This is a genomic window from Legionella yabuuchiae (genome assembly GCF_900640115.1).
In the GTDB taxonomy this organism is placed as follows: Bacteria; Pseudomonadota; Gammaproteobacteria; order Legionellales; family Legionellaceae; genus Legionella_A; species Legionella_A yabuuchiae.
Genome location: NZ_CAAAIW010000014.1, coordinates 41,353 through 67,477 on the forward strand (window position 1 = coordinate 41,353; position 26,125 = coordinate 67,477).

Sequence of the window (26,125 nt, forward strand, 5' to 3'; positions counted from 1 at the left end):
TTTTGTGATGGATATTTACAATCAGGAATCAATCGATGTTAAAATTTTTGGGCGGTACATTTTTAATGATTGGTTCCATGGTTGGCGGTGGAATCTTTGCTATTCCAATTGTATCAGCTGAGTTTGGATTCTTAACAACCACCTGCTTCGTCCTGTTATCCTGGGCAATTATGACAAAAACAGGGCTGTTTGTGCTAGAGCTTAGTTTAAGTTGTCCTGAGAAATACAACTCTTACTATAGCATTGTCGGAAAATTTTTAGGTAATAAAGCGCAAACCATTACCATTGTTTTGTTCTTGTGGTTGCTTTATTTTTCGCTTTCTTCTTATATATCAGGATGTGTCTCAGTTCTTATGAGTCGGATGGGGCACTTAAGCCCTCTTTTTTCCTACTTTAACCTGAGCCTAATATACATATTAAGTTTTGGTACATTAATTGTAATAAGCGCAAAAATTATCGTGCGCTTGAATGTGGTTTTGGTCATACTAAAGCTCGGATTATTTTGTGCAGCCATTGCATTCTCCTATCACTTCTACTCGCCCTTTACTTCAGAAAACCTTATTATATTTCGACGAGAAGCCTTCTCATTAATTCTCATAATTATTAATGCGTTTGGATTTCAATTTATCGTGCCGAGCTTGGTGTCTTATTATGGTCGCGAAAATCGAATTATTTACAAACGGATGCTCATTACAAGCACCACTATAGTATTATTTCTTTATCTGGCGTGGCTTTATACTATTTATTCAATTATTCCAATGATGGGTACTCATGGATTAATTAGTATTTATCACAGCGATAACCAACTGTTAGCGTTCAACACGAGCTTGTTTTTTCATTTAAACTCAGGATGGATCATGCATCTTTTGTCGTTGTTTGAAACAATCGCTTTGTTTGGCTCATTTCTCTGCGTCGCACTCGGGATATTTGATTTTTTGGTGGATGTATTTAGATCACAAAATCGTGCGGTTATTGGCATTTTGACATTTCTCCCTCCCCTACTGCTAACCCTTTGTTCTCAAAATATGTATGTTTACGCGATGTCTGCTGCCGGGTATATTGCTGTCGTACTTGAGGTTATCATTCCAACATTAGCGGTTAAGCGCTTTACACGCCCTATTTATAAAACCGCATTTAAAAAAATATAACCTAGAGATGTTAACTCTTATATGGATCATCTCGAAATTGAGGATGTTGGCTACTGAATTGCTCTGGGCTTTCGGCAGACCTGCGTGCTCATGGACAACTTTATTAGATAAGCTATAGCCTCGATAATATCCAAGAGGTATGGCTCATGAATAAAGATACTGATAAGCTAGAATCAGTCAAGCGTGCGTTCCAGCACTGGCGAAAGACAAAAAAGAAACAAGGTAAAGTTCCTGATTATTTATGGAAGCAAGTAAAAGGTCTTATAGGTTCTTTATTTCTGCGATCCCAATGGCCATTTTTTAGAAATCCTTACGCGTCCTTATGGCAGTCCCACATAAAACTCTAGGGAGAATTGTCAACTGGCCCTAATTTAATGCCTATAACTACTTCTATTGTTTTTTATCAGTTAGACCTAGATTCTGTACCCCATACTTTTCAAACTCATTTTCATATCGAGATTTCTTCTCGGATACCAATTCTATTCTCTCTATGGGCTCTAGCGATTTGAATTTTTCAACGCCAACAGATTCTATAGCATCTCGCTCAGCAAGCCTCATTATGAGTTCATCCCAGAAGCACTCGCTTTCATAAGGATCTATGAAGTTTTCCATCATTCTTTCTTCTAAATCCCTGCTCTCAAAATGCTTGTCTAATTCAGGGGCGTACTCTACCAAATCTTCAGCATCAAACTCTTTGTATAGGGACATGATTTTTTCTCTTAGCTTGCTGTGCTGGCAATCTTCATGACCACCTACATCATCATGAGCATTCATAACCCAATCTGAGATTGAAATCATGTCTAGCAAAGCTCTGTATTCCTTCTTGGTAAAGTTGATTTTCATAATCAGCCCTCAAAAAAATTCTAAATTTGTAAAAATAAGGAGTGTATTATAGATTGAGCAGAACTGTAAGCCTTCATTAACTAGACTCTCTGTACATGACAAAAAACCTGTCATGCCCGCGCAGGCGGGCAACCATCCATCAAAATAATCCGATGCCCAAATCAAGCCACTGGGGGTTGTTTTGCTCGATAAGGTTTATTTTTCATTGTCGGTTCCACTTCTTGATGCATTTTTCTCTGGTTATTGCTTCGTAGACATCAGAATGAATTTCATAATAAACCCAATGATGAACGTTGTACTTTTTAGTGAATCCTTCAGCCAAGCCTTCCTTGTGTTGCCAAATGCGTTGCACAAGGTTACTTGTTATGCCGGTATATAGGGTTCCATATTTTTTACTGGATAATATGTAAACCTAATATTGATCCCTGGCAGTAATTCTGGACACTCAATTAAGCTATGTTCTTTAGTTCAAAATTAAGTGGGCTTATATAGCCGTTCGCACTATGCCTTCTTTTACGGTTGTAATCAATATCAATATACTCAAATACGGCTTGTCGCATCTCGGCTCGATTCATAACTTGCTCATACTGGATGGATTCAACCTTTAAAGAATGAAAGAAACTCTCAGCAACGGCGTTGTCTCAGCAGTCACCTTTTCTGCTCATACTTATTTTATAATCATGTTCTTTGGCTAAATCCCGATAAGCACGTGAGCAATACTGGCTCCCTCTATCGCTATGAATGATAACGCCTTTTGGCATTCCTCTGCGAAACATAGCCATGGTTAATGCGTCAGTCACCAACGATGCCTTCATGCGCTTATTCATCGACCAGCCAACGATTGCACGCGAATATAAGTCGATGACAACAGCGAGATATAGCCAGCCTTCACTGGTCCAGAGATAGGTAATATCCTGAACCCATTTTTGATTGGGGACATCAGCTCTAAATTCACGCTGCAAAAGGTTATCAGCGATGGGAAGTTGATGCTCGCTATCAGTAGTCACCTTGAACTTCTTGGCTGCTTTGGGAACAAGCTGTTGTCTGCGCATACTGTCACTGATTGTTTTTATCGCAGCAGGTGATCCATCTTCAATTAAATCTTGTTGAATTCGAGTCCACCATAACGCCCTTTGCTATCGTCGAAGAATTCTTTGATTTGCATATCTCTAGTCTGCTGCTTCAAGGCGCGATTACTTAACTTAAAGCCATTATTACGCCAATCATAATACCCACTTCGCGATACTCGAAGCACAATAGCCATACGCGTCACAGAGAAGCAGTGCTGTTGCTCAAGCATAAACTCGAATCGTTTTATTTTTGGTTCTTCGTGAAGTAGGTGGCCGCCTTTTTTAAAATGGCTAGATCCTCCGCTTGTTCAGAAAGTTGTCGTTTAAGCTTCGCCACTTCTGCTGCAAGCTCTGCTTCACGCTGGCTCGTGCTGACTTTCTTAGCCAGTTTGCCACGCCAATCGTAGATTTGGGATTCATAAACACCTAGCTCTTTTGCGGCTGTAGCAACCCCTTGCTTAGCAGCCAAGTTGACTGCTTCTTGTTTAAACTCTTCGGTGTGGATTTTTCGTATCTTTTTAGTTGTCATGAAGTACCTCGGTTAGTGATTTTACTCACTTAACCGAGTGTCCGGAAGTGTTGCCGGGGATCATTGCCCCCTTTCGAACAGAAATTTGGACGTATCAATCTTCTCCTCAAGATGTTATCTACCAAGTTTACTTTACCGACAAGATGGTGACTTCTATTCCTTCAAGCTGGAGCCATCCTTAGGGATCGATCTCAATCTCCATTTCCTCCTGCCACTTCCCAGAAAACGATCTTCTGCAATACAAACGTTTAAGGACATAACCTGCGCTTGCTCTTTTAATAATGCCTTAATGTTTATATATTAACCTATATTTATATACCCGTAATCTTTCAAAATGCGTGATTTATGCTTTTTCTTTTTCGCCCTGCCGCATTTTAAAAAACTCGCAAGGGAATGAGCCATTACTCGCTTTTTAAAATGCGGCAGGACAAAAAATAAAGGCGCCTAAAAACACGCATTTTGAAAGATTACGGGTATATTACCTATTAATTTATCTGGGTTAAATAGGAATAACTGAACTATATTGCCTATAAATTGATAATATAGACTGTAGTGGGAGCAATTTTAAATTGAGTAGAAAATCAGATAAAAAAACGAATATAGAACTTAAGGGTGGTGATGTAATAAAAAGAGCCACCGTTAGAGATGATGATGGACAAGGTATAGTAAAGATAGATTCAGACTTAGAGGTGGTGGATAGCAATGTTGTCCGGCATACAGGTACCTCAAGAGTAAAGTCGAAGAAGAAAACACCGTTTCAAATATCATTGGCCGGTATCAAAGACACGGTAAGCGATGAAACAGCGCGTCAAGTATTAAGAGTTCCGTCCCTTGTATCTCGCACTGATGGTAAAGTTGGTATGTTTAGTAGCCAAGATCAGGATATTTTAGATGCTTGGAACGATAATTCTCGAAGATTTTTTGAGACCATTCTTACCGAAAAGTTTCTAAAACACCTTGTCAAAACACAAGGACCTATGCTTGAGGCGCTCATTGATGATATGACAACATGCCTATTGAGTGAATATGATAAGGAGGGATTTAGAAATGCTAATGAATGGAGAGAAATCACTACTAAAGGTACAACAAGAGGCATTAGAGACCCTAACCTTGAAGGATTCGCATACTTTAGACTCTCTTTAGTTGAGCTTTTAAAAGAAAAAGAACCGAAGGAAGCAAGTCTTTTATTAAAGCTATATGATTTTCACTATCTCACGCATCAATCAGCAGGATTGGAGAGTTATAAAAAGCATCACCCAGCCGGTAGGCTTAAATCTTACACTCTTAACAGCAAATATTATACAGGGGGAAATCGAGGCAGAATTATGGGTTATGGATATAATACCGGTGCGAAAAGTAGGCATTTGGGTATTATGAGACAGATTGACCCAACCCCAACTGATTTACGATTACCGCAGGAGTCTTTGATTACAAGATGCCCTGATAGATTGTATTTAGTTAAACCAAGTGCGGGTCATAAAGATAGACCCGATAGCTTTATTCATCAATCCTTTCAATCTCCTCAAAACAGTATGTATGTTAATGGTTTGTCAGGCTCAACCCTTCTTGAAATCAATACAATACTGTTGTGGGCAATTTGCAAGCAACAAAACTTGTATCAAGGTAGCAGTGAACTAGAGATAGAAGCGCTAACAGAAGACCGTGGTGAGCTTCTTAAAAATTACTGGCTCATGATAGTGAGCATGTTTGTGTACTTTGAAGGGGGCCACTGCTTAATCGAAACGATGTCCGTATTTAAGCTTAAAAACATACAAGATAATATAGTGAAAGTGCTTGGCTTACCACCAGATACCTTCTCTGCAGACACGATCATTTTCGACAGACCAGACTATTTAAATCTAGTTAAGGAAGCTTTAATAGAAACCGCTCAATATCAGAGGATAATGGATAACAAAAGTAAACTTCATCACGAACTAAACCGTAACATACCCCCTGAAAAAGTTCAGCAAGCATCTGATCTAATTGATAACGCGTTAAAAAACTTTAAAATCATCGCTGATAATAAAGATAATTTTAATACTGATGAAGCCTTTGAAGAAGCCAAAGCGCTTTATAACGATCTAAGTAATAAAAAAGCGGGAGTGTTTACTGATCCAACTAGACAATCGATTCTTGATTTTGAAGAGTATGCTGAGAGTAGAATTGACCTGTCCATGAATACCTTTAGAAATGACCTAACGACCTTACAAATATTTGGAAACTTGCTGATAAGCATCGGAAATGCCTTCGTTTATATTCTTACATTTGGACATAAATCAAACTTTTTCTCCAAATATAAACCTAAAGCTGAGGTAGAAGAGAGCTCCAAACAATTAAACAAACAATTAAAAAAGGAATTAGTCGGTATGCTTCAACAATCATCATTCTTTAGTACACCACTTACAAAGGATAAAACAAGGGAAGAAGTGCCAGATACAGAACCAGATAAACCGTGACGTTTCTATAAGCGATCCCGCCACCTAAAAATATATTTGGCTGATTTTAAATAATATTTTATTCTTGCCGCCCTTTTCATGCGCATGGTTGCGATTCATGGGAAGTATCAAAGATGCGATGAAAATCATCGAAAAAAACGTCTGAAGAAATTGAGCAAATCCAGGCTGATATTCTAAAAACGGGCCTACCAGAGGAGGCCGTATCGGTCATTCTCTATGGGTTAAATCTCATTCTATGGCTTCCCAAGCTAATTCTTGAGCAGCGAATCACAATTGCTCGCTTATTAAATAAAAGAGTTGCTCTTTGGTAAAGGAGAGCGTAAACGGCGCCAAAAATCCAAAGATGACAGCTGTGGTAGTCAAGATGATGGTGAGCCAGAGGAGTATCAAGAAGCCAACAACTCATCATCAGCCGCTAAGATGATTTGCTGTATGATGCTGGCGATGATAAAGACAGGGAATCTTTTGATGACGAAGCCACGGGTGATGGCCATAAAGCCCGTAATCCCCATACCGTTTATAATAATGCGATAGAGCACCAAATCCCTATAGAAGGCCTTGAGTCAGGCCAATCTTGTCCCCTCGATTGTGGTGGCAAGCTTTATCATTTCCGGCCAAGCACTATATTCGCATCAAGGTCAACCAAACAGGTTGCGCTCACCGATATATCAATGAAAAACTCAGATGTAATTTATGTGGTGAAATTATTACGGCGAAGCATCCTAAGGACATGGGCAAATATACCCGTAATCTTTCAAAATGCGTGTTTTTAGGCGCCTTTATTTTTTGTCCTGCCGCATTTTAAAAAGCGAGTAATGGCTCATTCCCTTGCGAGTTTTTTAAAATGCGGCAGGGCGAAAAAGAAAAAGCATAAATCACGCATTTTGAAAGATTACGGGTATATAAGTATGACGCAAGTTTTATCGCACAGTTGGGGATTCAAAAGTATTACATGGGGGATACCTTCCTGCCGACAAGGTTGCTAACAAAGCACCACAATTTTGTCAAAGACATCGTTGAGTTCGTTCAGAAGATTGATACAACGCAGAGGTATTTGCTGTCCATTCAAAATGGTCTAATGGGAACTCAACCCATGCAACTGCTGGCGCACCAGAAGATTTTGGCACATAGTACATGAGCATAAATGCGGATTTTTAGGCTAGCCTTTAGCGATATAGGTAGTAGAGGCACATAAACATCCACCTTCAAACCCAACCATTTTATCTCCGATAGGTTTGTTGCATCAACTTTATATTTAATTTGAACAAAACACCACCAAATGAATGCGTTGTAATGTGGTCTAATTGGATATCGTGCGTCAAGGATCCCAATAATAATCTGCCAGAACCGAGCAAAACTGGAACAAGTGTAATAGTTAATTCAACCCCTAGTTGTGTCTTTATAGTAAGACTTAAAAACGAACCCAGCGTAATCTTAATGCATTTGTGATGACAGAAACTGAACTTAAAGACATTGCTGCGGCTGCAACAATAGGATTTAGCAGCAATCCAAACGCGGGATATAAGACGCCAGCTGCAATTGGTACGCCCAATAGATTATAAACAAAAGCAAAAAATAGATTTTGTCTAATGTTTCTTAATGTTACTTGCGACAAATGATACGCTTTAACAATCCCGTTTAAATCTCCCTTGAGGAGGGTAATTCCAGCACTTTCAATGGCAACATCGGTTCCTGTACCCATGGCAATACCAATATCCGCTTGAGCCAACGCAGGTGCGTCATTGACACCATCTCCAGCCATGGCAACCACCTTGTGATTGTTTTGAATCTCTGCAATCACTTGATTTTTATCATCCGGCATGACTTCCGCTTTAATCTTTTTTATCCCTAGCTTTTTACCTACGGCTTCTGCTGTTTTTTTGTTATCCCCCGTAACCATAATAATTTCGAGGCCTGCCTCTTGTAGAGTTTGAATTGCATTTTGAGTACTCGGTTTAATAGGATCTTCAACTGCGAGCAAAGCCGCAATGTGCTTATCAATGCTAACAAACATAACTGTGGCGCCTTTGTTTCTTAATTCATCTGCTTCTGAAAGCATGGGATTCTCATCCGTTATAAACTCGTCCAAAAATTTAGCCGAACCAACAGCTATTTCTTGGTCGCCTACCATCCCCTTAACCCCTTTTCCTGTAGGAGCTTCAAAGTTTGATGCCTCCCCAAAACGTATTCCCTTTTCTTTTGCCGCATCGACAATAGACTTACCCAGTGGATGTTCACTGTGTTGTTCAATGGCTGCAGCAAGCCTTAAAATCTCTTCGTCATCAAATCCTTTATTGGGAATAATTTGTGTGAGCTTTGGCCGCCCTTCAGTTAAAGTTCCTGTTTTATCAACAACAAGTGTTGTAACCTTTTCCATGAGCTCAAGCGCTTCTGCATTTTTTATTAAAACCCCTTGTTTTGCCCCCTCCCCCACCCCAACCATAATCGACATAGGTGTCGCAAGCCCCAACGCACAGGGACAGGCAATGATTAACACCGATACGGAAGTGATCAACGCATAGGCTAACGAAGGTTCGGGGCCAACGAAAAACCAAATAATAAAGGTTATTAAAGCAATAAGAATAACTATGGGGACAAACCAACCAGACACTTTATCGGCTAAGCTTTGAATTGGCGCACGACTGCGCTGAGCTTCGCTAACCATTTTGATGATTCTAGCTAACATAGAATCTTGGCCCACATGAGTGGCTTTCATCACAAAACTTCCTGTTTGATTAATCGTGCCACCAATAACCTTTGAGCCCTCCTTTTTTTCAACTGGCATTGATTCTCCAGTAACCATGGACTCATCAACATGGCTCTTACCGCCTATTAATTCGCCATCAACTGGGATTTTTTCACCGGGTTTAACGCGCAAGCGATCGCCTTGTTCAAGATCATTTAAAGGCACATCCACTTCATTTCCTTCTTCATCAAGTCGATGTGCTGTTTCAGGTGAAAGATTTAAAAGTTCACGAATAGCATCCCCAGTTTTCTCTCTTGCTCTTAACTCAAGCACTTGTCCTAAGAGCACTAGGGTTGTAATCATCGCTGCGGCTTCAAAGTAAACCCCGATAGATCCGCCAGGTTCTCTAAATTGGGAGGGGAAAATAAAGGGAAACAAGGTTGCAATGACGCTGTAAATCCAAGCAACGCCAACTCCCATTGAAATTAAGGTAAACATATTTAGATTTAGCGTTACTAAAGAATGCCAAGCGCGCTTAAAAAAAGGAAGACCACACCAAAGTACTACTGGAGTGGCTAGCAAGCATTGCAACCAATTTGAAACCCAGGGTGAAGTGAAGTTACCAATTAAGTGACTACCCATCGCGAGAATAAAAATAGGCGTACTTAATACAAAAGCTACCCAAAACCGAAGCAGCATATCTTGGTATTCAGTACTTTTCTCTTCTTGTAAGGAAATTGATTCTGGCTCCAAAGCCATACCACAGATTGGGCAATTACCAGCGTTGGGTTGACGAATTTCAGGATGCATGGGACATGTATAAATGCTTTGTTCTGAAGATTCGTTTGATCGGGCTTTGATAGATTGCTTAGCATGCTCCATTGTTCTTATCCTTCTATGCTTATAATATACCGGCGATCGTTCAAAATGCGTGATTTACGCTGTTTCCTTTTCGCCCTGCCGCATTTTAAAAAGCTCGCGAGGGAACGAGCCATAACTCGATTTTTTAAAATGCGGCAGGACAAACAATAAAGGCGCCTAAAAACTCGCATTTTGAACGATCACGGGTATATACCCGTAATCTTTCAAAATGCGTGATTTATGCTTTTTCTTTTTCGCCCTGCCGCATTTTAAAAAACTCGCAAGGGAATGAGCCATTACTCGCTTTTTAAAATGCGGCAGGACAAAAAATAAAGGCGCCTAAAAACACGCATTTTGAAAGATTACGGGTATATACACAGTCATCTCCCAAGTGGGCAAAACAATCCTTTAGAAAACCTTCTGTTTCTTCAAGAGTAAATTCTACAAAGCCTCAAAAATTGCGGCCGCTCCCATTCCTGTTCCAATACACATGGTAACCATCCCATATTTCCCATTCACGCGCTTTAACCCGTGAAGTAATGTTGCGGTTCGGATTGTTCCAGTAGCACCAAGTGGGTGGCCTAATGCAATGGCTCCACCTTGCGGATTCACTTTATCACGAGGCAAATCGAGCTCTTTAATCACTGCTAATGATTGCGCCGCAAAGGCTTCATTTAATTCAATCCAATCCATTTGATCCAGGGTTAAGCCTGCTTTTTTTAACGCTAATGGAATCGCTTCAATTGGACCAATCCCCATGATTTCAGGAGGAACACCAGCCACAGCATAACTAACCAAACGACCAATAGGTTTTAATTCAAATCGCTTTAAGTGTTCCTCATTGGATAACAGCGCTATGCCAGCCCCATCGCTCATTTGCGAACTGTTCCCAGCCGTGATTGTTCCCTTGGCTGCAAATACAGGCTTTAATTTAGAAATTGCCTCGAACGAAGTATCTGCTCTAGGGCCTTCGTCTTCAGAAATAACACGCTTTTTGGTTATAAGCTCAGACGATTTTAGGTTTACTAGCCGATCGATTACCTCAATGGGTGTAATTTCAGCCTTAAAGTAACCATTTTTTTGAGCATCGATTGCTCTGCGATGACTTTCTGTAGCGAATTCATCTTGTTCTTCTCTGGATATTTCCCATCGCTTTGCAACAATTTCAGCCGTTATCCCCATTCCATAGGCAATAGCAACGTGATCATCAGTAAAAATTTTTGGATTAGCCGTGTATTTGTTCCCCCCCATCGGGACTTTTGACATACTTTCAACCCCACCAGCCAACGCGAAAGGAATATCGCCTTCAGCAATCGTAGCAGCTGCCGTGGCAATACTTTGCACACCAGAAGAGCAAAAGCGATTGATGGTCATGGCCGGTACGGATTCCGGTAATCCCGCCAATAATGAAGCAATCCGTGCAACATTCATACCCTGTTCTGCTTCAGGCATAGCACAACCAATCACAACATCACCAATGGCTCGCCAATCAATCGTTTGATGGCGATCGGCCAAACTTCGGATGGTGTGCGAAAGCAGATCATCCGGTAATGTATTTTTGAACACCCCTTTTGGAGCTTTACCCACTGGAGTTCGTATCACATCCACTACATACACATTCGTCATGAATTATTCTCCTGCTTAATTGCGCAATGGTTTGCCGGTTTCTAGCAAATGACTAATACGGGCTTGCGTCTTGTCTGTTTCGGCAAGGGTCATAAATGCTTCTCGTTCTAACTTTAATAGCCATTGCTCATCAACCAGTTCACCGGCATTGACATCACCGCCGCACAGAACGGATGCTAGTTGATTGGCTAGAAAATAATCATGCTCGCTGATAAAGCCGCCTTCTCGCCAATTCACTAAGCCTACTTGTAACATCGCATGCCCGTCTCGCCCAGCTACTTTAAAACGAGGGGGTATTGGCGGGACAAAATTTTCAGCCTGCAATTGGCTTATTTTTTCTAATGCAGCGTAGAGTACTTCATTGCGATGCATCACCCAGCTATCATTAGCTTGAAGATATCCTCTGTTTTTCGCATCAGCCGCACTGCTGGATACAATACCCATTGCAATTTGCTCAAAATAGGGCTTGATTCGGCTCATTAAATCCCCATTACTTGTCTCTTTTGAAGCTCGTAATGCCATTTCCTTACAACCTCCGCCGGCAGGAATTAATCCTACGCCCGCTTCAACCAACCCAGGATAGGCTTCAAAACCTGCAACAACACGAGCACAATGTATCATTAACTCACACCCACCACCTAAAGCTCGACCACGGAGTGCCGCAACAACAGGAACAGGGCTATACTTAATCCGCATAGCAAGCGATTGGAAGTCTGTTATCATTTGTTTCAGGCGACTCATCTCTCCTGCCTTTACCATTGAACCCACGCTTCTTAGATCCGCACCTGAGCTAAAATTGTTGTCATCTTGCTGGTAAATGATTAATCCTTGCAGCTCTCTTTTTGCCAAGTCTAACGATTGACTAAATCCATCTAAAACCGCTTGGCCAATCGTATTGGCTTTACTCTTAAAACTTAATACGGCGACATCATCCTTAAGATGCCAAAGTTTAATCCCCTCATTTTCATAAAGTACTTCTGTAGGAAATTTTTTCTCAGCCAGTACTTGCTCAGGAAAAAATTGACGTTGATACACTTTGAGTTTACTTCGCTCTTCATAACTTGATTTCGTAGGTGAATAAGCGCCTTTTTCGGTATAAAAATCGGCGATATCATTGAGCCAGCTAGGAAAATCCACGTCACTCATGGTTTGGTTGTGTTCAATGGCTGCCTGAATCTGTTGTTTAACGCTCGTTACTCCTGCACGCTGCCAACTTTCAAACGGGCCTTGTTGCCAACCAAATCCCCAACGCATCGCCAAATCAACCTCCCGCACAGTATCAGCAATTTCTTCGAGATGATAAGCACTGTAGTGGAAAAGATCCCGAAAACACGCTGCCAGAAACTGAGCTTGAGGTGCCGTTGAATCAAATAGTTTATTAAATCGAACACCAGGATCTTTTTCTTTAAAAATGTCCTGTACTTCGGCACTCACTTCTCCTTTGGCTGGTCTGTATTCGCCTTGCTTAAGGTCGTATACTTCGATGGTTTTACCATTTTTCCGGTAAATTCCTTGACCAGACTTTTGCCCTAACTTACCTTCATCGATCAAGTTCAAGAGCCATTTAGGTAAAGTAAAATATTGATGCCATGGATCATCCTTGAGTTGTTCTTCCATGGTGCGCACCACATGAGCCATGGTGTCTAAACCAACCACATCCATGGTTCGAAATGTTGCGGACTTTGGCCTACCAATTAACACGCCTGTTAAAGCATCTACTTCATCGAAGCCTATCTGCATTTTTTCCGCATTGTACATCGTAGATAACAGTGAAAAGACTCCGATTCGATTTGCGATGAAATTAGGCGTATCTTTTGCACGAACAACCCCCTTGCCAAGATAACTGGTTAACCAAGATTCAAGTTGATTTAACAAATTATCAGAGGTTGACTCTGCAGGAATAAGTTCAGCCAGATGCATATATCGAGGAGGGTTGAAAAAATGCACACCACAAAAACGATCTCTTAATACTTCGGGCAACGCTCTAGCCAATGAATTAATACTTAAACCTGATGTGTTCGTCACTAATACAGCTTTATCGCTGATATATGAGCTTATACGTTGATAAAGATCGGTTTTCCATTCCATCTTTTCGGCGATCGCTTCAATGATCAAGTCGCATTCTGCAAGGTCGTTTAGATCATTTTGATAATTTTTAGCTCTAATAAGAGAGGCTGTATACTCAGTCCCTAGTGGGGATGGTTTTAACTGTTTTAAGTGTTTCAGTGCTTTTTCCACCACAGCATAATGATTTTTTTCTTCAGCTAGGTCATACAACAAGGTTTCGATACCTGCATTAACACAATGAGCCGCAATTTGCGCGCCCATTACTCCCGCACCTAAAACAGCAATTCGTTTAATATGAAATGGTTCTTGCATGGTTCTTCCTATACTATTAATTGCGAAAACTAATGAATGGGTTTGCCGATCCAAACTATACCGACTAAAACTGCTATTGATACTTCCCTAAGCTAGATCAAATGTTATGCCTTGTGCTAAAGGCAAAGAATCCCCCCAGTTAATCGTATTGGTCTGCCTACGCATATACCCCTTCCAGGCGTCTGATCCAGATTCGCGCCCGCCTCCGGTTTCTTTTTCACCTCCAAATGCACCACCAATTTCAGCCCCAGATGTGCCGATATTCACATTGGCTATACCGCAATCACTTCCCTTTGCGCTTAAAAAAAGTTCCGCGTGTTTTAGGTTTTGGGTAAATAATGCTGACGACAACCCTTGAGGCACTCCATTTTGAAGCTGAATTGCTTCTTCTATAGTTGAGTAAGAGAAAACATACAAGATAGGAGCAAATGTTTCCTCTTGAACTAATTCCGATTTATTTGATAATCCGGTTACCAAGGTAGGCTGAACAAAGCAACCGGGACGGTCTAATGCTTCGCCACCAGCAATAATTTCTCCGCCGGCTTTTTTAATTCGCTCGATCGTATATTTAAATGAAGCGACCGCTTGCTGATCAATTAAAGGCCCCATCAGATGGTCGGGATCGAGCGGATCACCTATGGTAATTTGCTCATAAGCGTGTTTAAGTTGGTGAATGACTTGTTCAAAAATTTTGTCTTTTATAAAGAGACGTCTTGTGGAGGTGCATCGTTGACCAGCCGTTCCTACCGCTCCAAACACAATAGAAGGTATGGCAAGGTTTAGATCAGCGTCTTCATCTAAGATAATGGCATTATTGCCTCCTAGCTCTAAAATAGAGCGGCCTAACCGTGAGGCCACTTTGGCCCCCACTTGTCTTCCAACCGCCGTAGACCCTGTAAATGAAATTAAAGGAACACGGCGATCTTTGACCATATCCTCAGCGATATCATGTGATGCTGGAATAATCAATGAAAAAATATTTGGACAATTATTTGCCTCCAAGACCTCATTGCAAATTTTTTGAACAGCAATCGCACAAAGTGGTGTTTTGGGCGAAGGTTTCCAAATAGTTACATTTCCACACACCGCAGCAATAAATGCATTCCATGACCATACAGCAACGGGAAAATTAAACGCAGAAATGATGCCCACGACACCGTAAGGGTGCCATTGTTCATACATGCGATGTTCGGGGCGTTCGGAATGCATCGTTTTTCCATAAAGCATTCGTGATTGACCTACCGCAAAATCAGCAATATCAATCATTTCCTGCACTTCACCATCACCTTCTGGTTTTGATTTGCCCATTTCAAGGGAAACCAAACTTCCAAGAGCATCTTTTTGCTCTCTTAAAGCATCTGCAATTTGACGAATTATGATTCCGCGTTTTGGCGCAGGAACCTCCCTCCAGGCTAAAAAAGCCTCTTCAGCATGTTTAATTACATGCTCATATTCATCTCGGGTACAACTGGCCACGGATGCTATCTTCATTCCATTCGCGGGGTTATAAGATTCTATTAGTGTATCATTCAGATTACTGTTCCAACTGTAGCCTAAATACGCGCCAGGGTTTACCGCATCAAGTCTAAGTGTGTTTAAAAGTTCCATCAAAAAATCTCCTAACAAGCGGGGGTTATGCGTAATATTTTCCAAATCGATTGGCTAATAATTTATCCAAGCCAAAGCGCTCTTGTAACACCAACCCATGATATTCATTCGTTTGACCTAGAACTAAATCAACCACCGCGCAAACGCCAGAAGCGGTGCTGACTTGAATCGCAGACCAGACTAGCCCTCGAATCGTAGCTGGGTATATTTTCTTCTCATAACTATACTCAGAAAATTCGCCATTTTTAATACCATCGACTGCGACATATACTATGACTAGATCTTGATACGTTTTTGGGATAGCACGCTCCAAAATACGCTTTAAACTTTGGCGATCGCTGTTTAATTGCAGATCATTCATTAAAAATCGCATTTTTTCACAGTGACCCGGATAACGCATTGTTTTATAATCTAAACTTTTAACTTTACCCGCATACAATTCAGCAAGACTTCCTATGCCCCCAGAAGTATTAAATGCTTCATATTGGGCTCCGTCAATTTGAATAACCTCAAGCTCTTCAAGAGGCGTAAGGACGGCGGCTTTTCCTTCTTTGATCCCGTAGCAAGGATTACCATATTCATTAATTAACCCTTCTGTAGACCAGGTTAGTGAGTAATGCAGTGCATTATTAGAGCGTTGCGGTAAAGCACCTACGCGCAATTTGGCATGATGGCATTCATCAAACCCTTGCATAATACTGTTGGCCGCAATACTAATAAAGCCAGGCGCAAGTCCACATTGAGGAACAAAAGCAGTATTCGCATTCGTTGCAATAGCCTTAATTGCGCTAGTGACCGCTGTGTCTTCGGTCAGGTCGAAATAGTTCGCTTTTGCGGCCTTGGCTGCGCGAGCCACATGGAGGTTAAGAAAGAACGGTAAACTTGAAATAACAGCGATGATATTATGCTTAATGAGGTAGGCTTCTACAGAAGTTTCATCGGTTACGTCCAGCGCCACCGTTTTGATTTCTGGCATTACTTCTAAAAGACGTTTAGCATCAGGGCTTTCAAACTCCAAATCCGCCAGATGAACTTCATAATCCTTGCTTTCGGCTAACAGGCAGGCAATCAAGCTACCTATTTTCCCTGCCCCTGTAATCATGACATGATACATACAATTCGTCTCCTTTCTGAATCGATATACCCGTGATCGTTAAAAATGCGTGTTTTTAGGCGCCTTTTATTTTTGTTCTGTTGCCTATTAAAAAGCGAGTAAAGGTTCAATCCTTTGCGAGTTTTTTAATAGGCAGCAGGGCGAAAAAGAAAAAGCATAAATCAGGCATTTTGAACGACCACGCGTATAGATCATCCTACACCAAACTTAGTAAGGTTGAATACTCCTTATTAATAAAATTCATATTATGAAACATTTGTTTTGATTGTTATCATCCCCAGATTCAGTTTAAACTTGTTTTTCCTAAAAAAATCACGAAATCAATGAACTCATTTAGTAAGGTTCTAGCCGTATCTCAGCCTATGACTGGCTTAAGTTCCTATAAAATTGCTTTACAAGCCTCCTTCGCTGGCTTGCTTTTTCCATTTGGCTTTGCCCCATTTCATATGCCCGGGTTAGCGCTTTTAAGCCTTGCTATTTTCTTTGTCCTTCTTCAAAACCGAACGCTGAAAGAGTCCTTATTGACTGGATATTTATTTGGGATAGTAAGCTTAGGCGTCGGTGTATCCTGGGTTTATGTCAGCATTCATCAGTATGGCCATTTGAATTTATTAGGTTCTACAATAATTACCGCATTGTTTATACTGTATCTATCGCTTTACCCCCTACTAGTAGCTGCGGTCTATTATTTTGCGATGCAACAGCATTTTTCCATGGTATATCGTTGTGTTCTATTCACGTCGATCTGGTGTTTTGGGGAATATCTTCGAGCAACTCTATTAGGGGGGTTCCCCTGGTTGCTGCTTGGCTTCAGTCAAATCGAGACACCAATTAAATACGTTTTACCTTGGCTCGGTGTGTATGGCGCAAGCTTTTTTGCCAGTCTTGCCGCTTGTTTTTTAGGTGGGGCTTTTCTGATAAAAACTAGCAAGCGTTATGGGTTAATCGCGGCTTTTGCTGCGACCTTAATCCTGCCTGGCTTATTTAATATCCCATGGGGAACTTCAACCTCCGCTCCTATATCGGTAGGGATTATCCAAGCAAACCTATCGATGAGAGATAAATGGGATGAAAATCTCTTCTGGCAACTGATAACGCAATATAAACAAGCCGCAGAACAATTACTGAAAACGAATCAACTGGTCGTTATGCCTGAATCTGCAATTCCTGTACCAGCTCCTTACATCAGTGATTTTTTGGATGAGCTTGACAGCAAAGCAAATGAGGCGGGTAGTACGGTATTACTCGGTATTCTTCAGCCCACTGAGTTTGATGATTCCAAACTCTATAATGCCATGCTCGCGCTTGGCGATGGACAAGGCATTTACCAAAAACAACACTTAGTTCCTTTTGGAGAGTATATTCCTGCACCATTGCAAGCGCTCATTGAATGGATGGCCATTCCAGTAGCCAATTTAAATCCCGGAAAATCGACCCAACCCTTGGTCTTCATTCAAAATCACCCGATTGCTTCTTTGATTTGTTACGAATTAGCATATCCTCAATTATTACGTAAACAGTTGCCGTTAGCCGAATGGATCGTCTCCATCAGTGATGATGGCTGGTTTGGTCATTCGTTTGCCATGCACCAACAATTGCAAATGGCACGAGCATTGTCCATACAAACAGCACGTGAGCAAATTGTTGCAAATAATGACGGACTATCATCTGTTATTGATGCAAACGGTCAAATCGTAGATTCATTACCTGCTTATCGCGAAGGTCTGCTCGAATCACATATTCAGCCCATCCGAGGCTCAACGCTTTGGGTGTATTGGGGGGACCTCCCTATTTTGATAATTTGTTTATTTGTGATCGGCTTAGCATTTTACTTAGGAAGTGCCTTGAAAAGAGGTCGTTTTTAAACAAAATGGACTTCGGGGACGCCTTACTATTGCTGCAAAACGAAAGAGGCGTTATTCTTACCAACCACTTTAGAAATTGACGTTAGACTATGGATAACAGCTATAACCCAAATGAAATCGAAGAACAAGCACAACAGTTCTGGCATAAAAAACAATTGTTTAATGTGTCAGAAGATTTAAATAAAGAGAAGTTTTACTGCTTATCCATGTTTCCCTACCCAAGTGGATCGCTACACATGGGGCATGTTCGGAACTATACGCTCGGAGACGTAATTTCACGCTATCAGCGCGCACTCGGGAAAAATGTATTGCAACCCATTGGTTGGGATGCATTTGGTCTCCCCGCAGAGAATGCAGCAATTAAACATGGCATTCACCCCGCTGAGTGGACCATTAAAAATATTGAAGCGATGAAAACTCAGCTATTACGACTGGGCAACGCCTACGATTGGAAACGAGAAATTGCCACGTCTGATCCTGAATATTATCGATGGGAGCAATGGTTTTTCATAAAGCTGTATGAAAAAGGCTTGGTTTATAAAAAAAATTCGATTGTTAATTGGGATCCCATTGATCAAACCGTTTTAGCCAACGAACAAGTGATAGATGGACGCGGATGGCGCTCTGGAGCGCTCGTTGAGCACAAAGAAATATCACAATGGTTCATCAAAATTACCGCTTATGCTGATGAATTATTAAATGATCTTGATTTATTAGAGCACTGGCCACAGCAAGTTAAGCAAATGCAACGAAATTGGATTGGTCGCTCAGAAGGTACAGAAATTTATTTTCGCGTAAATGACTATCCTAAACGCTTAAAAATTTATACAACACGTCCAGATACCTTAATGGGAGCCACGTATCTTGCAGTAGCACCCGATCATCCTCTTGCAAAACAAGCAGCGAATGACAATAAACAGGTTCGTGAATTTTTGGAGAGTTGCCAAGGGGTAAGAATGGCAGAAGCTGAACTTGCCACGATTGAAAAACGCGGGGTTGATAGTGGTCTTAAAGCCATACACCCAATCACTGGAAATGAAATTCCAGTTTGGATTGCTAACTTTGTTCTAATTCAATATGGCTCAGGCGCTGTCATGTCGGTTCCAGCTCATGATCAACGCGATTGGGAATTTGCCCATAAATATAATCTTCCAGTGAAACAAGTCATTAAACCCACTAACAATGAACAACATGACTTTTCGAAATCTGCCTATACTGGCGAAGGCTTATTAATTCATTCCGGTGAATTTGATGGCATGAGTTCTTCTGAAGCCAAAGCGGCTATCACCAATGCGATTGTTGAGATTGATGCGGGCGTACCTAAAGTTCATTACCGACTGCGCGACTGGGGCGTTTCTCGTCAACGTTATTGGGGTACGCCTATCCCAATGATCGCTTGCGAGGTCTGCGGAATTATTCCTGTTCCAGAAGAGCAATTACCGGTTTTACTTCCGCAAAACGTACAATTAACTGGGAGTGGCTCTCCTCTTGCACATTGCGAAGAATTTGTGCACACCACTTGTCCTAAGTGTGGCCAAGATGCTATTCGTGAAACAGATACCTTTGACACCTTTATTGAATCATCCTGGTACTATGCTCGTTTTGCTTGCAAGGGCCAAGATAATGCCATGCTCGATGATAGAGCCAAGTATTGGACACCGGTTGATCAATACATTGGTGGGATTGAACATGCGGTCATGCATTTGCTGTATGCTCGTTTTTTCCATAAGCTCATGCGCGATGAAGGTTTAGTTAATTCTGACGAGCCCTTCAAAGCCTTACTGAGTCAGGGAATGGTTCTTAAGGATGGACATAAAATGTCTAAGTCTAAAGGAAATACCGTTGACCCTAACCAGTTAATTGATAAGTACGGAGCAGATACAGCGCGATTATTTATTATGTTTGCCGCTCCTCCAGAGCAATCCTTGGAGTGGTCTGATGCTGGTGTGGAAGGTGCGCATCGTTTTCTTAAGCGGCTTTGGTCGTTCGCCCAGGAGCACAAATCATTTATTATCGATATTAATGAATCCGTTCAAGACGGGAATAACAGCACTAGTTGGCAAACCAGCAGTAGTCGCGTACAAAAAGGCCGTTTTGTTGTTAATCAGATTCTCGCCCAAGTTAATCAGGATTATAAACGGCAGCAATTCAATACCGTAGTATCCGGTTGCATGAAATTATTTAATGAACTTTCGTCCTATCAAATCGACAATGAAAATGATAGATGTTTTATTCATTATAGTTTGAGTATTTTGCTGCGTTTATTAGCTCCAATTACACCTCACATTTGTCACCATTTATGGCAAGAGCTAGAATTTGAAAAAATTATCATTGATGCTCCTTGGCCTAAAGTTGACAAAAGCGCATTGAAAACGGACGAAGTCGATTATGTGGTTCAGGTCAATGGAAAGCTTCGTGGCGAATTTAAAACCAGTGTAGATGTCTCAGAAAAGGAACTCATTGAATTAGCCAAACAAAATGTGGCTTCATTTATATCGGGAAAATCCCTTAAAAAATCAATCGTGGTTCCACATCGACAGCTTATTAATCTTGTGGTTCATTAAATGAGGCGCCCAGTCAGCAAAGTTATAACTTCTCTGCTTGTTATTTTTTATACCTGTGTGTTTGCTGGCTGTGGCTTTCATTTGCGGGGGGTTGCTAATCTTCCTAAATGGTTGGATAAGGTCGCAATCATCACTCCCGAATATGAGCATTATCTGACCCCAATTATAAAGAATCAGTTAGAAGCAAATTTTATTCGTGTGTGTCCCGATCCGGCTACTGCACGATTTTGGCTTATGATTACTTCCGAGGCCTTTCAAGAAAACATTGTAAGTGTTAGCTCCACAACCACACCTCGTCAATATCAAATTATTTATCGCTTACGATTTAAAGTGCAGGAGGCGAATGGAAAAGAACGAATTCCTGAAACCCTGGTGGTAGTAAACCGACAGATTACCATTAACAATGATCGGATTCTTGGCTCTAATTATGAAGAGACGCTCACAAAAAATGAAATGATGCAAGAAGCATCTGCCCTGATATTGAATCGAATCAGCAACTACACGACTAAATCTAATTCCGCAATCCCTGTGCGCAGGTAAGAAACGTGGCTATACTATATACTCAAAATACTTCACAATATTTCACAATACGATAATTTAGGAGAGATGTGATTTTTGTCTAAGCATCAAAAAAAATTGGCAAATACCCAGCCCTATTACAAATTTTTTCTCTATGCTTGGCAAGAAAAGTAACTGCTTAAACGTCGCATTTTGAAGTATTAGAGTATATTTTCAGTTTACGAAAAGGACGATATGGTAATGAAAATAAAACTTACGCTTCTTCTGGGATGTCTTGTAATGAACGCAACCTATGCTCAAATTCCTCCTGGGCAATGGTTATGTTTTGCATTTGATGCCCAGAAAAAAAGTTATGAAGGCCTAGGTGACTCTCTTAAAAGCGCTATGCGGGCAGCTAATGCAACTTGCCGGAAAAAAGCAGCACAAGCCGGTTGTAAAACGGCTCAATCCTATTGCGAACAAGGACCTTTGTCTTTAAATGATAAACGATGCCTTGTGACGGATACAAACGGCCGCTCCTGGACAGGGACTGGGCCGGACGCATGTACAGTAGCTCTTTCATTGTGTACTCGGTGGCAATTTCTTCATAACAGAATGAGCCAGTGCTCTGTGAAGCATCGACATGCTGATTAAATATGATGCCTTAGCGGGCAATTTAAAGAAAGGTATTAAGGCCTTATATATCATTACAGGACAAGACCAGTATCTACTGAACGACGCACAGCATCAAATTAAAACCGCATGTCGGCAACAAGGCGAAGTCGATTACAAAACAGTGCATCTGAACAGTCCAGCAGATTGGTTACTTCTCTTTGATGAGGCGAATAATTACTCTTTGTTTGCTGAAAACGTCCTAATCAATGCGTATTACGATAAAAAAAGTATTGATAAAGTAGGCAAAGAAGCGATTCTATCCTATTTAAAAGCCATTAATCCTCGCTGCCAGATTGTTTTGAATGCGCCTAATGTGCCCTCCAAACAACTCCAATGGCTAACCAATGATCGTGAAGTCAATGTGGTGCAGGTGTATTCATTTACACCACAAGCCATGCAGCAGTGGATTGTTTCTCAGTTAAAACAGCGCGGAATCTTAGTTGACCCGGATGTCCCCTTGCTTATTCAACAATATACGCAAGGCAATATGCTAGCCTGTGCACAAGCGATTGAAAAATTAGCGTTAACAGCACTCCCAAATCAACGCATAGGCCTAAATGACATTAAAGAACATTTAATCGACCAATGCGATTATCAGCTTTATGAGCTCGCCGATGCCTGTTTGGTCGCACATCCCGAAAAAGCCATTCACTTGCTAAGACAAGCCCATGATAGCCGTAAAGAACCCACGTTAGTCTTATGGATTTTAGCGCAAGAAATTCGCCTGCTCATTCAGTTGTCTCATTTAGTTCAACAATCTCTCCCTATTCATACAGCATTTACCCAACTCAAAGTATGGCCTCAAAAAAGAAATCAATATGAACTGGCTTTAAAACGCTTACCCGCAACTTCTCTATATGAATTATTGCAAACCTGCCATTGTCTTGATCTAATCATTAAGTCTAACCAAGAAGGTAATGTGTGGCACGAATTTGAACATTTAGTCCTCGGCCTATGTGGTACTCCCGTAACCACGCTTGTTTAGTTTAATGATCCGCATCAACAGGCAATGAACTTCTTTGACAAACGCATGGTTAGTGTAAGATAATACGTTTTGATGAATTTTGTAACAAAAAGGTTATGAATTTAAACTTAATAGATTTAAAGTTAATTAGAAAAATAGTTTTTCTATTTATTGTAAGCTTCAGCACAACTTACGCTGCTCATAAGAAAATCGCCTTAACCATTGATGATCTGCCATTTGTCGGTGATTACAAGAATCAGCACTTAGCCATGATCATCGACACGCTAAAATCCAAAAAAGTACCAGCGACTGGATTTATCATCGCGGGCAATGTGCATTCTGAGAACTGGGCTGTATTAAATCAGTTTCGTGAAGCAGGCTTAGGATTAGGTAATCATACGTTCAATCATACGAACTTAAACAGCGCCAATGTAAATGATTATATTGAAGAGGTCGATGTCGCAGATAAAATACTTTCTCCCGTATTAACGGAACCGAAATTTTTTCGCTATCCTTATTTGGCGATGGGAAAAGGCGCTAAAAGAAAGCAGGTTTTGGAGTTTCTTGCAGAAAAAAATTATCATATTGCGCCGATAACTATCGACAGCAAAGATTTTATTTTCAATCAGTTATTATTATCTGTCCCAGAATCAGGTCGACGTTCATACCTGGAAAACTTAAAACCCGCATACCTAGATTTTATATGGCAGCAAACCCTTAAGGCTGAAGGACTAAATCGAACGTCAACGCATCACGATAAGCCTCAAATTTTATTAGTTCATGCAAACCTTCTTAATGCGTATATTTTGTCCGATATCATCGATTTATTTAAGGAGCATCAATATGAATTTATTCGTCTTGAAGAGGCTTTAAATATTCAGGAAAATAATACGCCTAAATACACGGTAAATGAAATGAATGATTCTGACCCTTATATGGAGTGGGATTAGAGAGCTTTTTGAGACTTAGTAGAGCAAGAATCAGCATAGCCTATCTGATTCTTGCTCCTGCTCATAAACCTCTGTACATGACAAAAAATCTGTCATGTACAGAGCTCATAAACTCTGAATTATTGTTGCGATAGCGCATTTAATATAGCTTTACAAAAATCAGGCAAATCAGATGGTTGTCTAGAAGTAATTAAATGTCCGTCAACAACAACTGGCTCATCAACATATTGTGCTCCAGCATTAATTACATCGTCTTTGATTGAATGATAACAAGTTGCTTTCTTATTAGATAAGATGTTTGCTGAGACTAACATCCAAGAAGCGTGACAAATAGCTGCAATTACATTCCCCTGCTCGTAGTTTGCTCTTACTAAATTAACCATGGGTTTATGGGTACGCATTTTATCTGGCGCATAGCCCCCTGGAATAATAATTGCGTCGAATGATTGCTGCTCAACTTCTTTTGCAGCCACATCAGCCAGAACCTCATAGCCCAGTTTACTGTTATAAGTCGTTTTTTCATGGCCTATGACCAGCGGATTAATCCCAACCTCTTGCAGCCTTAAAAAGGGATACCAAAATTCTAACTCTTGATAGTTATTCTCAATCAAAATACCTACCGATTTCTCTTCTAAGTTCATCATTTTCTCCCTAAAATGATTTATGGTACGTCGTTTAAAAATGGAAGCATGTATATGAACAGTATTTTAATTTATGGAGGAACATTTGATCCCCCACACACTGGCCATTTATTTACCACCCTTGCGGTACAGCGTGAATTTGAATTTGATAAAGTCTACTTTATTCCTTGCAAAACGCCCGTATTAAAAGCTGAGAGCCAAGCAACTCCTAGCCAGCGTGTGGATATGCTTAAATTAGCTTTATCTCATTACAAAGAGTTTAGAATTGATTTGCGGGAAATCAAGCGCGATTCCCCTTCTTACATGATTGAAACATTACAAAGTTTTCGGAAAGAATTTGGCAACAATATATCGATAACGTTGCTTGTTGGAGCCGATGCCTTTCAACAACTCCCTTGTTGGAATGAATGGCGTAAATTAACGGATTACAGTCATATTCTGGTCATTAAAAGACCCATTAGTACAGAAGAACCACCTAAAGTATTTCAGGACTTTATCTCAGAACATGTAACCTCAAATAAAGCCAACCTGCTTTCGAAACCATCTGGGTTTATTTATTTTTACAACGCTGGATTATATAATATTTCCTCAACAGATATTCGAGAACGAGCAAAAGAAGGAAGGTCCATAAAAAAATACCTCCCACACTCCGTTTATCGGTATATAAAGCAACATGATTTATATATATAAACGCGATACTCGACTTTTTGACCGAGCAAGTCATGCCCGCGCCCTCTTGCAATTAGCTTTTAGCTTATCCTGAGCTCCAGATAAATACTTTTCATACAGCTGGATATTACGGATAAACTTTAAGTTACTTCGTACCACTAGGCACGGCAATATCATTTTTCAATGCTGGTTATGATTGTCGGCGCCCGAGTCCTTTAAGTGCGGCAGTTCTTTCTTCGCTGCAATCTTTATCATCAGACAAATGCCTCTTTTTAAATTCTTTTAAAAGGCTTTTACTTGTTTGTATTTTTTCTGTAAAGCTCGTTAATTTTTCACCGAGCAAACCTTCTCGACGATTATGATATCTAGAAACATCGCGATTTTCTTTATCCATAGTCACCATAACTGATTCTAATTGTTTAAGAAATGTTTCATAATCCTGCAAATTATCTGTTCGATTCAGCGCTTGTTCTTGAACATCTAAATATTCAATTAATGCTTTTGTTATTTTTAATTTTTCGTTCGTTAAGGCTGTTTTATGGAAAATTCTATGCCATAAGCTTTCCCGTTTGGTTTTATAGCCCATAATATCTTGTCTAATAGTATGTAATTCTTTTCTAAGACTGGCTTTATATGATCCTGCCCTAATATGACGGACACCCTGCTAAGAGAGTAAAATCTAAAGCAGAGGTGAAAAATGAACAATAATAAATCAGAACAAAAAGTAGTCAGAAAGAAATATAGTCCTCAGTTTAAGGATCTAGCACTTGAGCGAATAGCCAAAGAAGGTGTTCCCCAAGTGGCTAAAGATCTTGGTCTAGCAGAATCTCTTTTATATTCATGGAAAGCTCAACGGAATAAAGGTGGTGATTCCATCGAGTGCGTATTTCGGCTGATTCGAACGGTGATTACGGTTTTGATCCGAACGGCGATTTCACTGCATTCGAACGCTCGAGTCATAATCAAGAAAGATGATTAT

General features: G+C 40.6%; 21 protein-coding genes and 1 pseudogene. 12 read left to right on the top strand and 10 right to left on the bottom strand.

The genetic code is table 11. The features are described 5' to 3' along the window. Positions 1-35: 35 nt before the first annotated feature. Together E1O47_RS06810 and E1O47_RS06815 are read left to right on the top strand one after the other, a co-directional pair. Positions 36-1,148 (top strand): aromatic amino acid transport family protein, encoded by a 1,113-nt coding sequence (locus E1O47_RS06810; protein ID WP_133130515.1) that lies wholly within the window; start codon positions 36-38, stop codon positions 1,146-1,148. Positions 1,149-1,294: 146 nt separating this feature from the next. Then, on the top strand, positions 1,295-1,495 hold the full coding sequence (locus E1O47_RS06815) for a hypothetical protein (RefSeq protein ID WP_133130516.1): 201 nt from the start codon (positions 1,295-1,297) through the stop codon (positions 1,493-1,495). Between the two features lie 43 nt (positions 1,496-1,538). On the opposite strand, the gene E1O47_RS06820 is transcribed toward E1O47_RS06815, so the two are convergent. From E1O47_RS06820 to E1O47_RS06830, 3 genes and pseudogenes are all read right to left on the bottom strand, one after another. Continuing rightward, positions 1,539-1,991, bottom strand: coding sequence for a hypothetical protein (locus E1O47_RS06820; RefSeq protein WP_133130517.1), 453 nt, complete (start codon positions 1,989-1,991; stop codon positions 1,539-1,541). A gap of 202 nt (positions 1,992-2,193) precedes the next feature. Beyond that, positions 2,194-2,397 (bottom strand): GIY-YIG nuclease family protein, encoded by a 204-nt coding sequence (locus tag E1O47_RS06825; protein ID WP_133130534.1) that lies wholly within the window; start codon positions 2,395-2,397, stop codon positions 2,194-2,196. A 43-nt stretch (positions 2,398-2,440) separates the two neighbouring features. Further along, positions 2,441-3,590 (bottom strand): annotated as a pseudogene (locus tag E1O47_RS06830) (IS3 family transposase). 47 nt (positions 3,591-3,637) lie between these two features. Here E1O47_RS06830 and E1O47_RS12705 point away from each other — a divergent pair. After that, a complete protein-coding gene (locus E1O47_RS12705; RefSeq protein ID WP_133130518.1) occupies positions 3,638-3,772 on the top strand; it encodes a DUF2845 domain-containing protein in 135 nt (44 codons plus the stop codon). Positions 3,773-4,159: 387 nt separating this feature from the next. After that, positions 4,160-6,046, top strand: coding sequence for a hypothetical protein (locus tag E1O47_RS06840; protein WP_133130519.1), 1,887 nt, complete (start codon positions 4,160-4,162; stop codon positions 6,044-6,046). Positions 6,047-7,457: 1,411 nt separating this feature from the next. On the opposite strand, the gene E1O47_RS06845 is transcribed toward E1O47_RS06840, so the two are convergent. The 5 genes from E1O47_RS06845 to E1O47_RS06865 all read right to left on the bottom strand — a co-directional run bounded on the left by E1O47_RS06845 (position 7,458) and on the right by E1O47_RS06865 (position 16,320). Then, positions 7,458-9,614 carry a copper-transporting P-type ATPase gene (locus E1O47_RS06845; protein WP_133130520.1) on the bottom strand — a complete coding sequence of 719 codons (2,157 nt, stop codon included), beginning with the start codon at positions 9,612-9,614 and terminating at the stop codon, positions 7,458-7,460. A gap of 420 nt (positions 9,615-10,034) precedes the next feature. Further along, the gene (locus E1O47_RS06850) at positions 10,035-11,219 is read right to left on the bottom strand and encodes an acetyl-CoA C-acyltransferase (RefSeq protein WP_133130521.1); all 1,185 of its coding nucleotides are present in this window, start codon (positions 11,217-11,219) and stop codon (positions 10,035-10,037) included. 15 nt (positions 11,220-11,234) lie between these two features. Further along, complete coding sequence (locus tag E1O47_RS06855) at positions 11,235-13,598, bottom strand: 3-hydroxyacyl-CoA dehydrogenase/enoyl-CoA hydratase family protein (RefSeq protein WP_133130522.1); 2,364 nt, start codon at positions 13,596-13,598, stop codon at positions 11,235-11,237. An 87-nt stretch (positions 13,599-13,685) separates the two neighbouring features. Beyond that, the gene (gene amaB / locus E1O47_RS06860) at positions 13,686-15,206 is read right to left on the bottom strand and encodes an L-piperidine-6-carboxylate dehydrogenase (RefSeq protein ID WP_133130523.1); all 1,521 of its coding nucleotides are present in this window, start codon (positions 15,204-15,206) and stop codon (positions 13,686-13,688) included. Positions 15,207-15,231: 25 nt separating this feature from the next. Continuing rightward, positions 15,232-16,320, bottom strand: a complete 1,089-nt coding sequence (locus E1O47_RS06865; protein WP_133130524.1) for a saccharopine dehydrogenase family protein — start codon at positions 16,318-16,320, stop codon at positions 15,232-15,234. A 323-nt stretch (positions 16,321-16,643) separates the two neighbouring features. On the opposite strand from E1O47_RS06865, the gene lnt reads away from it, so the two are divergent. From lnt to E1O47_RS06895, 6 genes are all read left to right on the top strand, one after another. After that, positions 16,644-18,185, top strand: coding sequence for an apolipoprotein N-acyltransferase (gene lnt / locus E1O47_RS06870; RefSeq protein WP_242602043.1), 1,542 nt, complete (start codon positions 16,644-16,646; stop codon positions 18,183-18,185). Between the two features lie 89 nt (positions 18,186-18,274). Continuing rightward, a complete protein-coding gene (leuS, locus tag E1O47_RS06875; RefSeq protein WP_133130525.1) occupies positions 18,275-20,749 on the top strand; it encodes a leucine--tRNA ligase in 2,475 nt (824 codons plus the stop codon). Beyond that, positions 20,750-21,289, top strand: a complete 540-nt coding sequence (locus E1O47_RS06880; protein ID WP_133130526.1) for an LPS-assembly lipoprotein LptE — start codon at positions 20,750-20,752, stop codon at positions 21,287-21,289. 219 nt (positions 21,290-21,508) lie between these two features. Then, positions 21,509-21,901: a hypothetical protein gene (locus tag E1O47_RS06885; RefSeq protein ID WP_133130527.1), complete on the top strand. Its 393-nt coding sequence runs from the start codon at positions 21,509-21,511 to the stop codon at positions 21,899-21,901. Next, positions 21,891-22,907, top strand: coding sequence for a DNA polymerase III subunit delta (gene holA / locus E1O47_RS06890; protein WP_133130528.1), 1,017 nt, complete (start codon positions 21,891-21,893; stop codon positions 22,905-22,907). The genes E1O47_RS06885 and holA overlap by 11 nt, the downstream gene beginning before the upstream one ends. Before the next feature lie 95 nt (positions 22,908-23,002). Next, complete coding sequence (locus E1O47_RS06895; RefSeq protein ID WP_133130529.1) at positions 23,003-23,836, top strand: polysaccharide deacetylase family protein; 834 nt, start codon at positions 23,003-23,005, stop codon at positions 23,834-23,836. 119 nt (positions 23,837-23,955) lie between these two features. Here E1O47_RS06895 and E1O47_RS06900 read toward each other — a convergent pair whose 3' ends face one another. Further along, positions 23,956-24,480, bottom strand: coding sequence for a type 1 glutamine amidotransferase domain-containing protein (locus E1O47_RS06900; protein WP_242602045.1), 525 nt, complete (start codon positions 24,478-24,480; stop codon positions 23,956-23,958). Positions 24,481-24,531: 51 nt separating this feature from the next. Between E1O47_RS06900 and nadD the strand changes: the two genes are divergently transcribed. Then, positions 24,532-25,167: a nicotinate-nucleotide adenylyltransferase gene (gene nadD, locus E1O47_RS06905; RefSeq protein ID WP_165475061.1), complete on the top strand. Its 636-nt coding sequence runs from the start codon at positions 24,532-24,534 to the stop codon at positions 25,165-25,167. A gap of 169 nt (positions 25,168-25,336) precedes the next feature. On the opposite strand, the gene E1O47_RS06910 is transcribed toward nadD, so the two are convergent. Further along, positions 25,337-25,732: a hypothetical protein gene (locus E1O47_RS06910; protein ID WP_133130532.1), complete on the bottom strand. Its 396-nt coding sequence runs from the start codon at positions 25,730-25,732 to the stop codon at positions 25,337-25,339. Positions 25,733-25,843: 111 nt separating this feature from the next. Between E1O47_RS06910 and E1O47_RS06915 the strand changes: the two genes are divergently transcribed. Next, the coding region (locus E1O47_RS06915; protein ID WP_165475062.1) for a transposase at positions 25,844-26,125 on the top strand (282 nt) is incomplete at its 3' end.

Coding starts and splice junctions, on each gene's coding strand:
- E1O47_RS06810 (WP_133130515.1), top strand. CDS start 36: ATGTTAAAATTTTTGGGCGGTACATTTTTAATGATTGGTTCCATGGTT.
- E1O47_RS06815 (WP_133130516.1), top strand. CDS start 1,295: ATGAATAAAGATACTGATAAGCTAGAATCAGTCAAGCGTGCGTTCCAG.
- E1O47_RS06820 (WP_133130517.1), bottom strand. CDS start 1,991: ATGAAAATCAACTTTACCAAGAAGGAATACAGAGCTTTGCTAGACATG.
- E1O47_RS06845 (WP_133130520.1), bottom strand. CDS start 9,614: ATGGAGCATGCTAAGCAATCTATCAAAGCCCGATCAAACGAATCTTCA.
- E1O47_RS06850 (WP_133130521.1), bottom strand. CDS start 11,219: ATGACGAATGTGTATGTAGTGGATGTGATACGAACTCCAGTGGGTAAA.
- E1O47_RS06855 (WP_133130522.1), bottom strand. CDS start 13,598: ATGCAAGAACCATTTCATATTAAACGAATTGCTGTTTTAGGTGCGGGA.
- amaB (WP_133130523.1), bottom strand. CDS start 15,206: ATGGAACTTTTAAACACACTTAGACTTGATGCGGTAAACCCTGGCGCG.
- E1O47_RS06865 (WP_133130524.1), bottom strand. CDS start 16,320: ATGTATCATGTCATGATTACAGGGGCAGGGAAAATAGGTAGCTTGATT.
- lnt (WP_242602043.1), top strand. CDS start 16,644: ATGAACTCATTTAGTAAGGTTCTAGCCGTATCTCAGCCTATGACTGGC.
- leuS (WP_133130525.1), top strand. CDS start 18,275: ATGGATAACAGCTATAACCCAAATGAAATCGAAGAACAAGCACAACAG.
- E1O47_RS06880 (WP_133130526.1), top strand. CDS start 20,750: ATGAGGCGCCCAGTCAGCAAAGTTATAACTTCTCTGCTTGTTATTTTT.
- E1O47_RS06885 (WP_133130527.1), top strand. CDS start 21,509: ATGAAAATAAAACTTACGCTTCTTCTGGGATGTCTTGTAATGAACGCA.
- holA (WP_133130528.1), top strand. CDS start 21,891: ATGCTGATTAAATATGATGCCTTAGCGGGCAATTTAAAGAAAGGTATT.
- E1O47_RS06895 (WP_133130529.1), top strand. CDS start 23,003: ATGAATTTAAACTTAATAGATTTAAAGTTAATTAGAAAAATAGTTTTT.
- E1O47_RS06900 (WP_242602045.1), bottom strand. CDS start 24,480: ATGATGAACTTAGAAGAGAAATCGGTAGGTATTTTGATTGAGAATAAC.
- nadD (WP_165475061.1), top strand. CDS start 24,532: ATGAACAGTATTTTAATTTATGGAGGAACATTTGATCCCCCACACACT.
- E1O47_RS06910 (WP_133130532.1), bottom strand. CDS start 25,732: ATGGGCTATAAAACCAAACGGGAAAGCTTATGGCATAGAATTTTCCAT.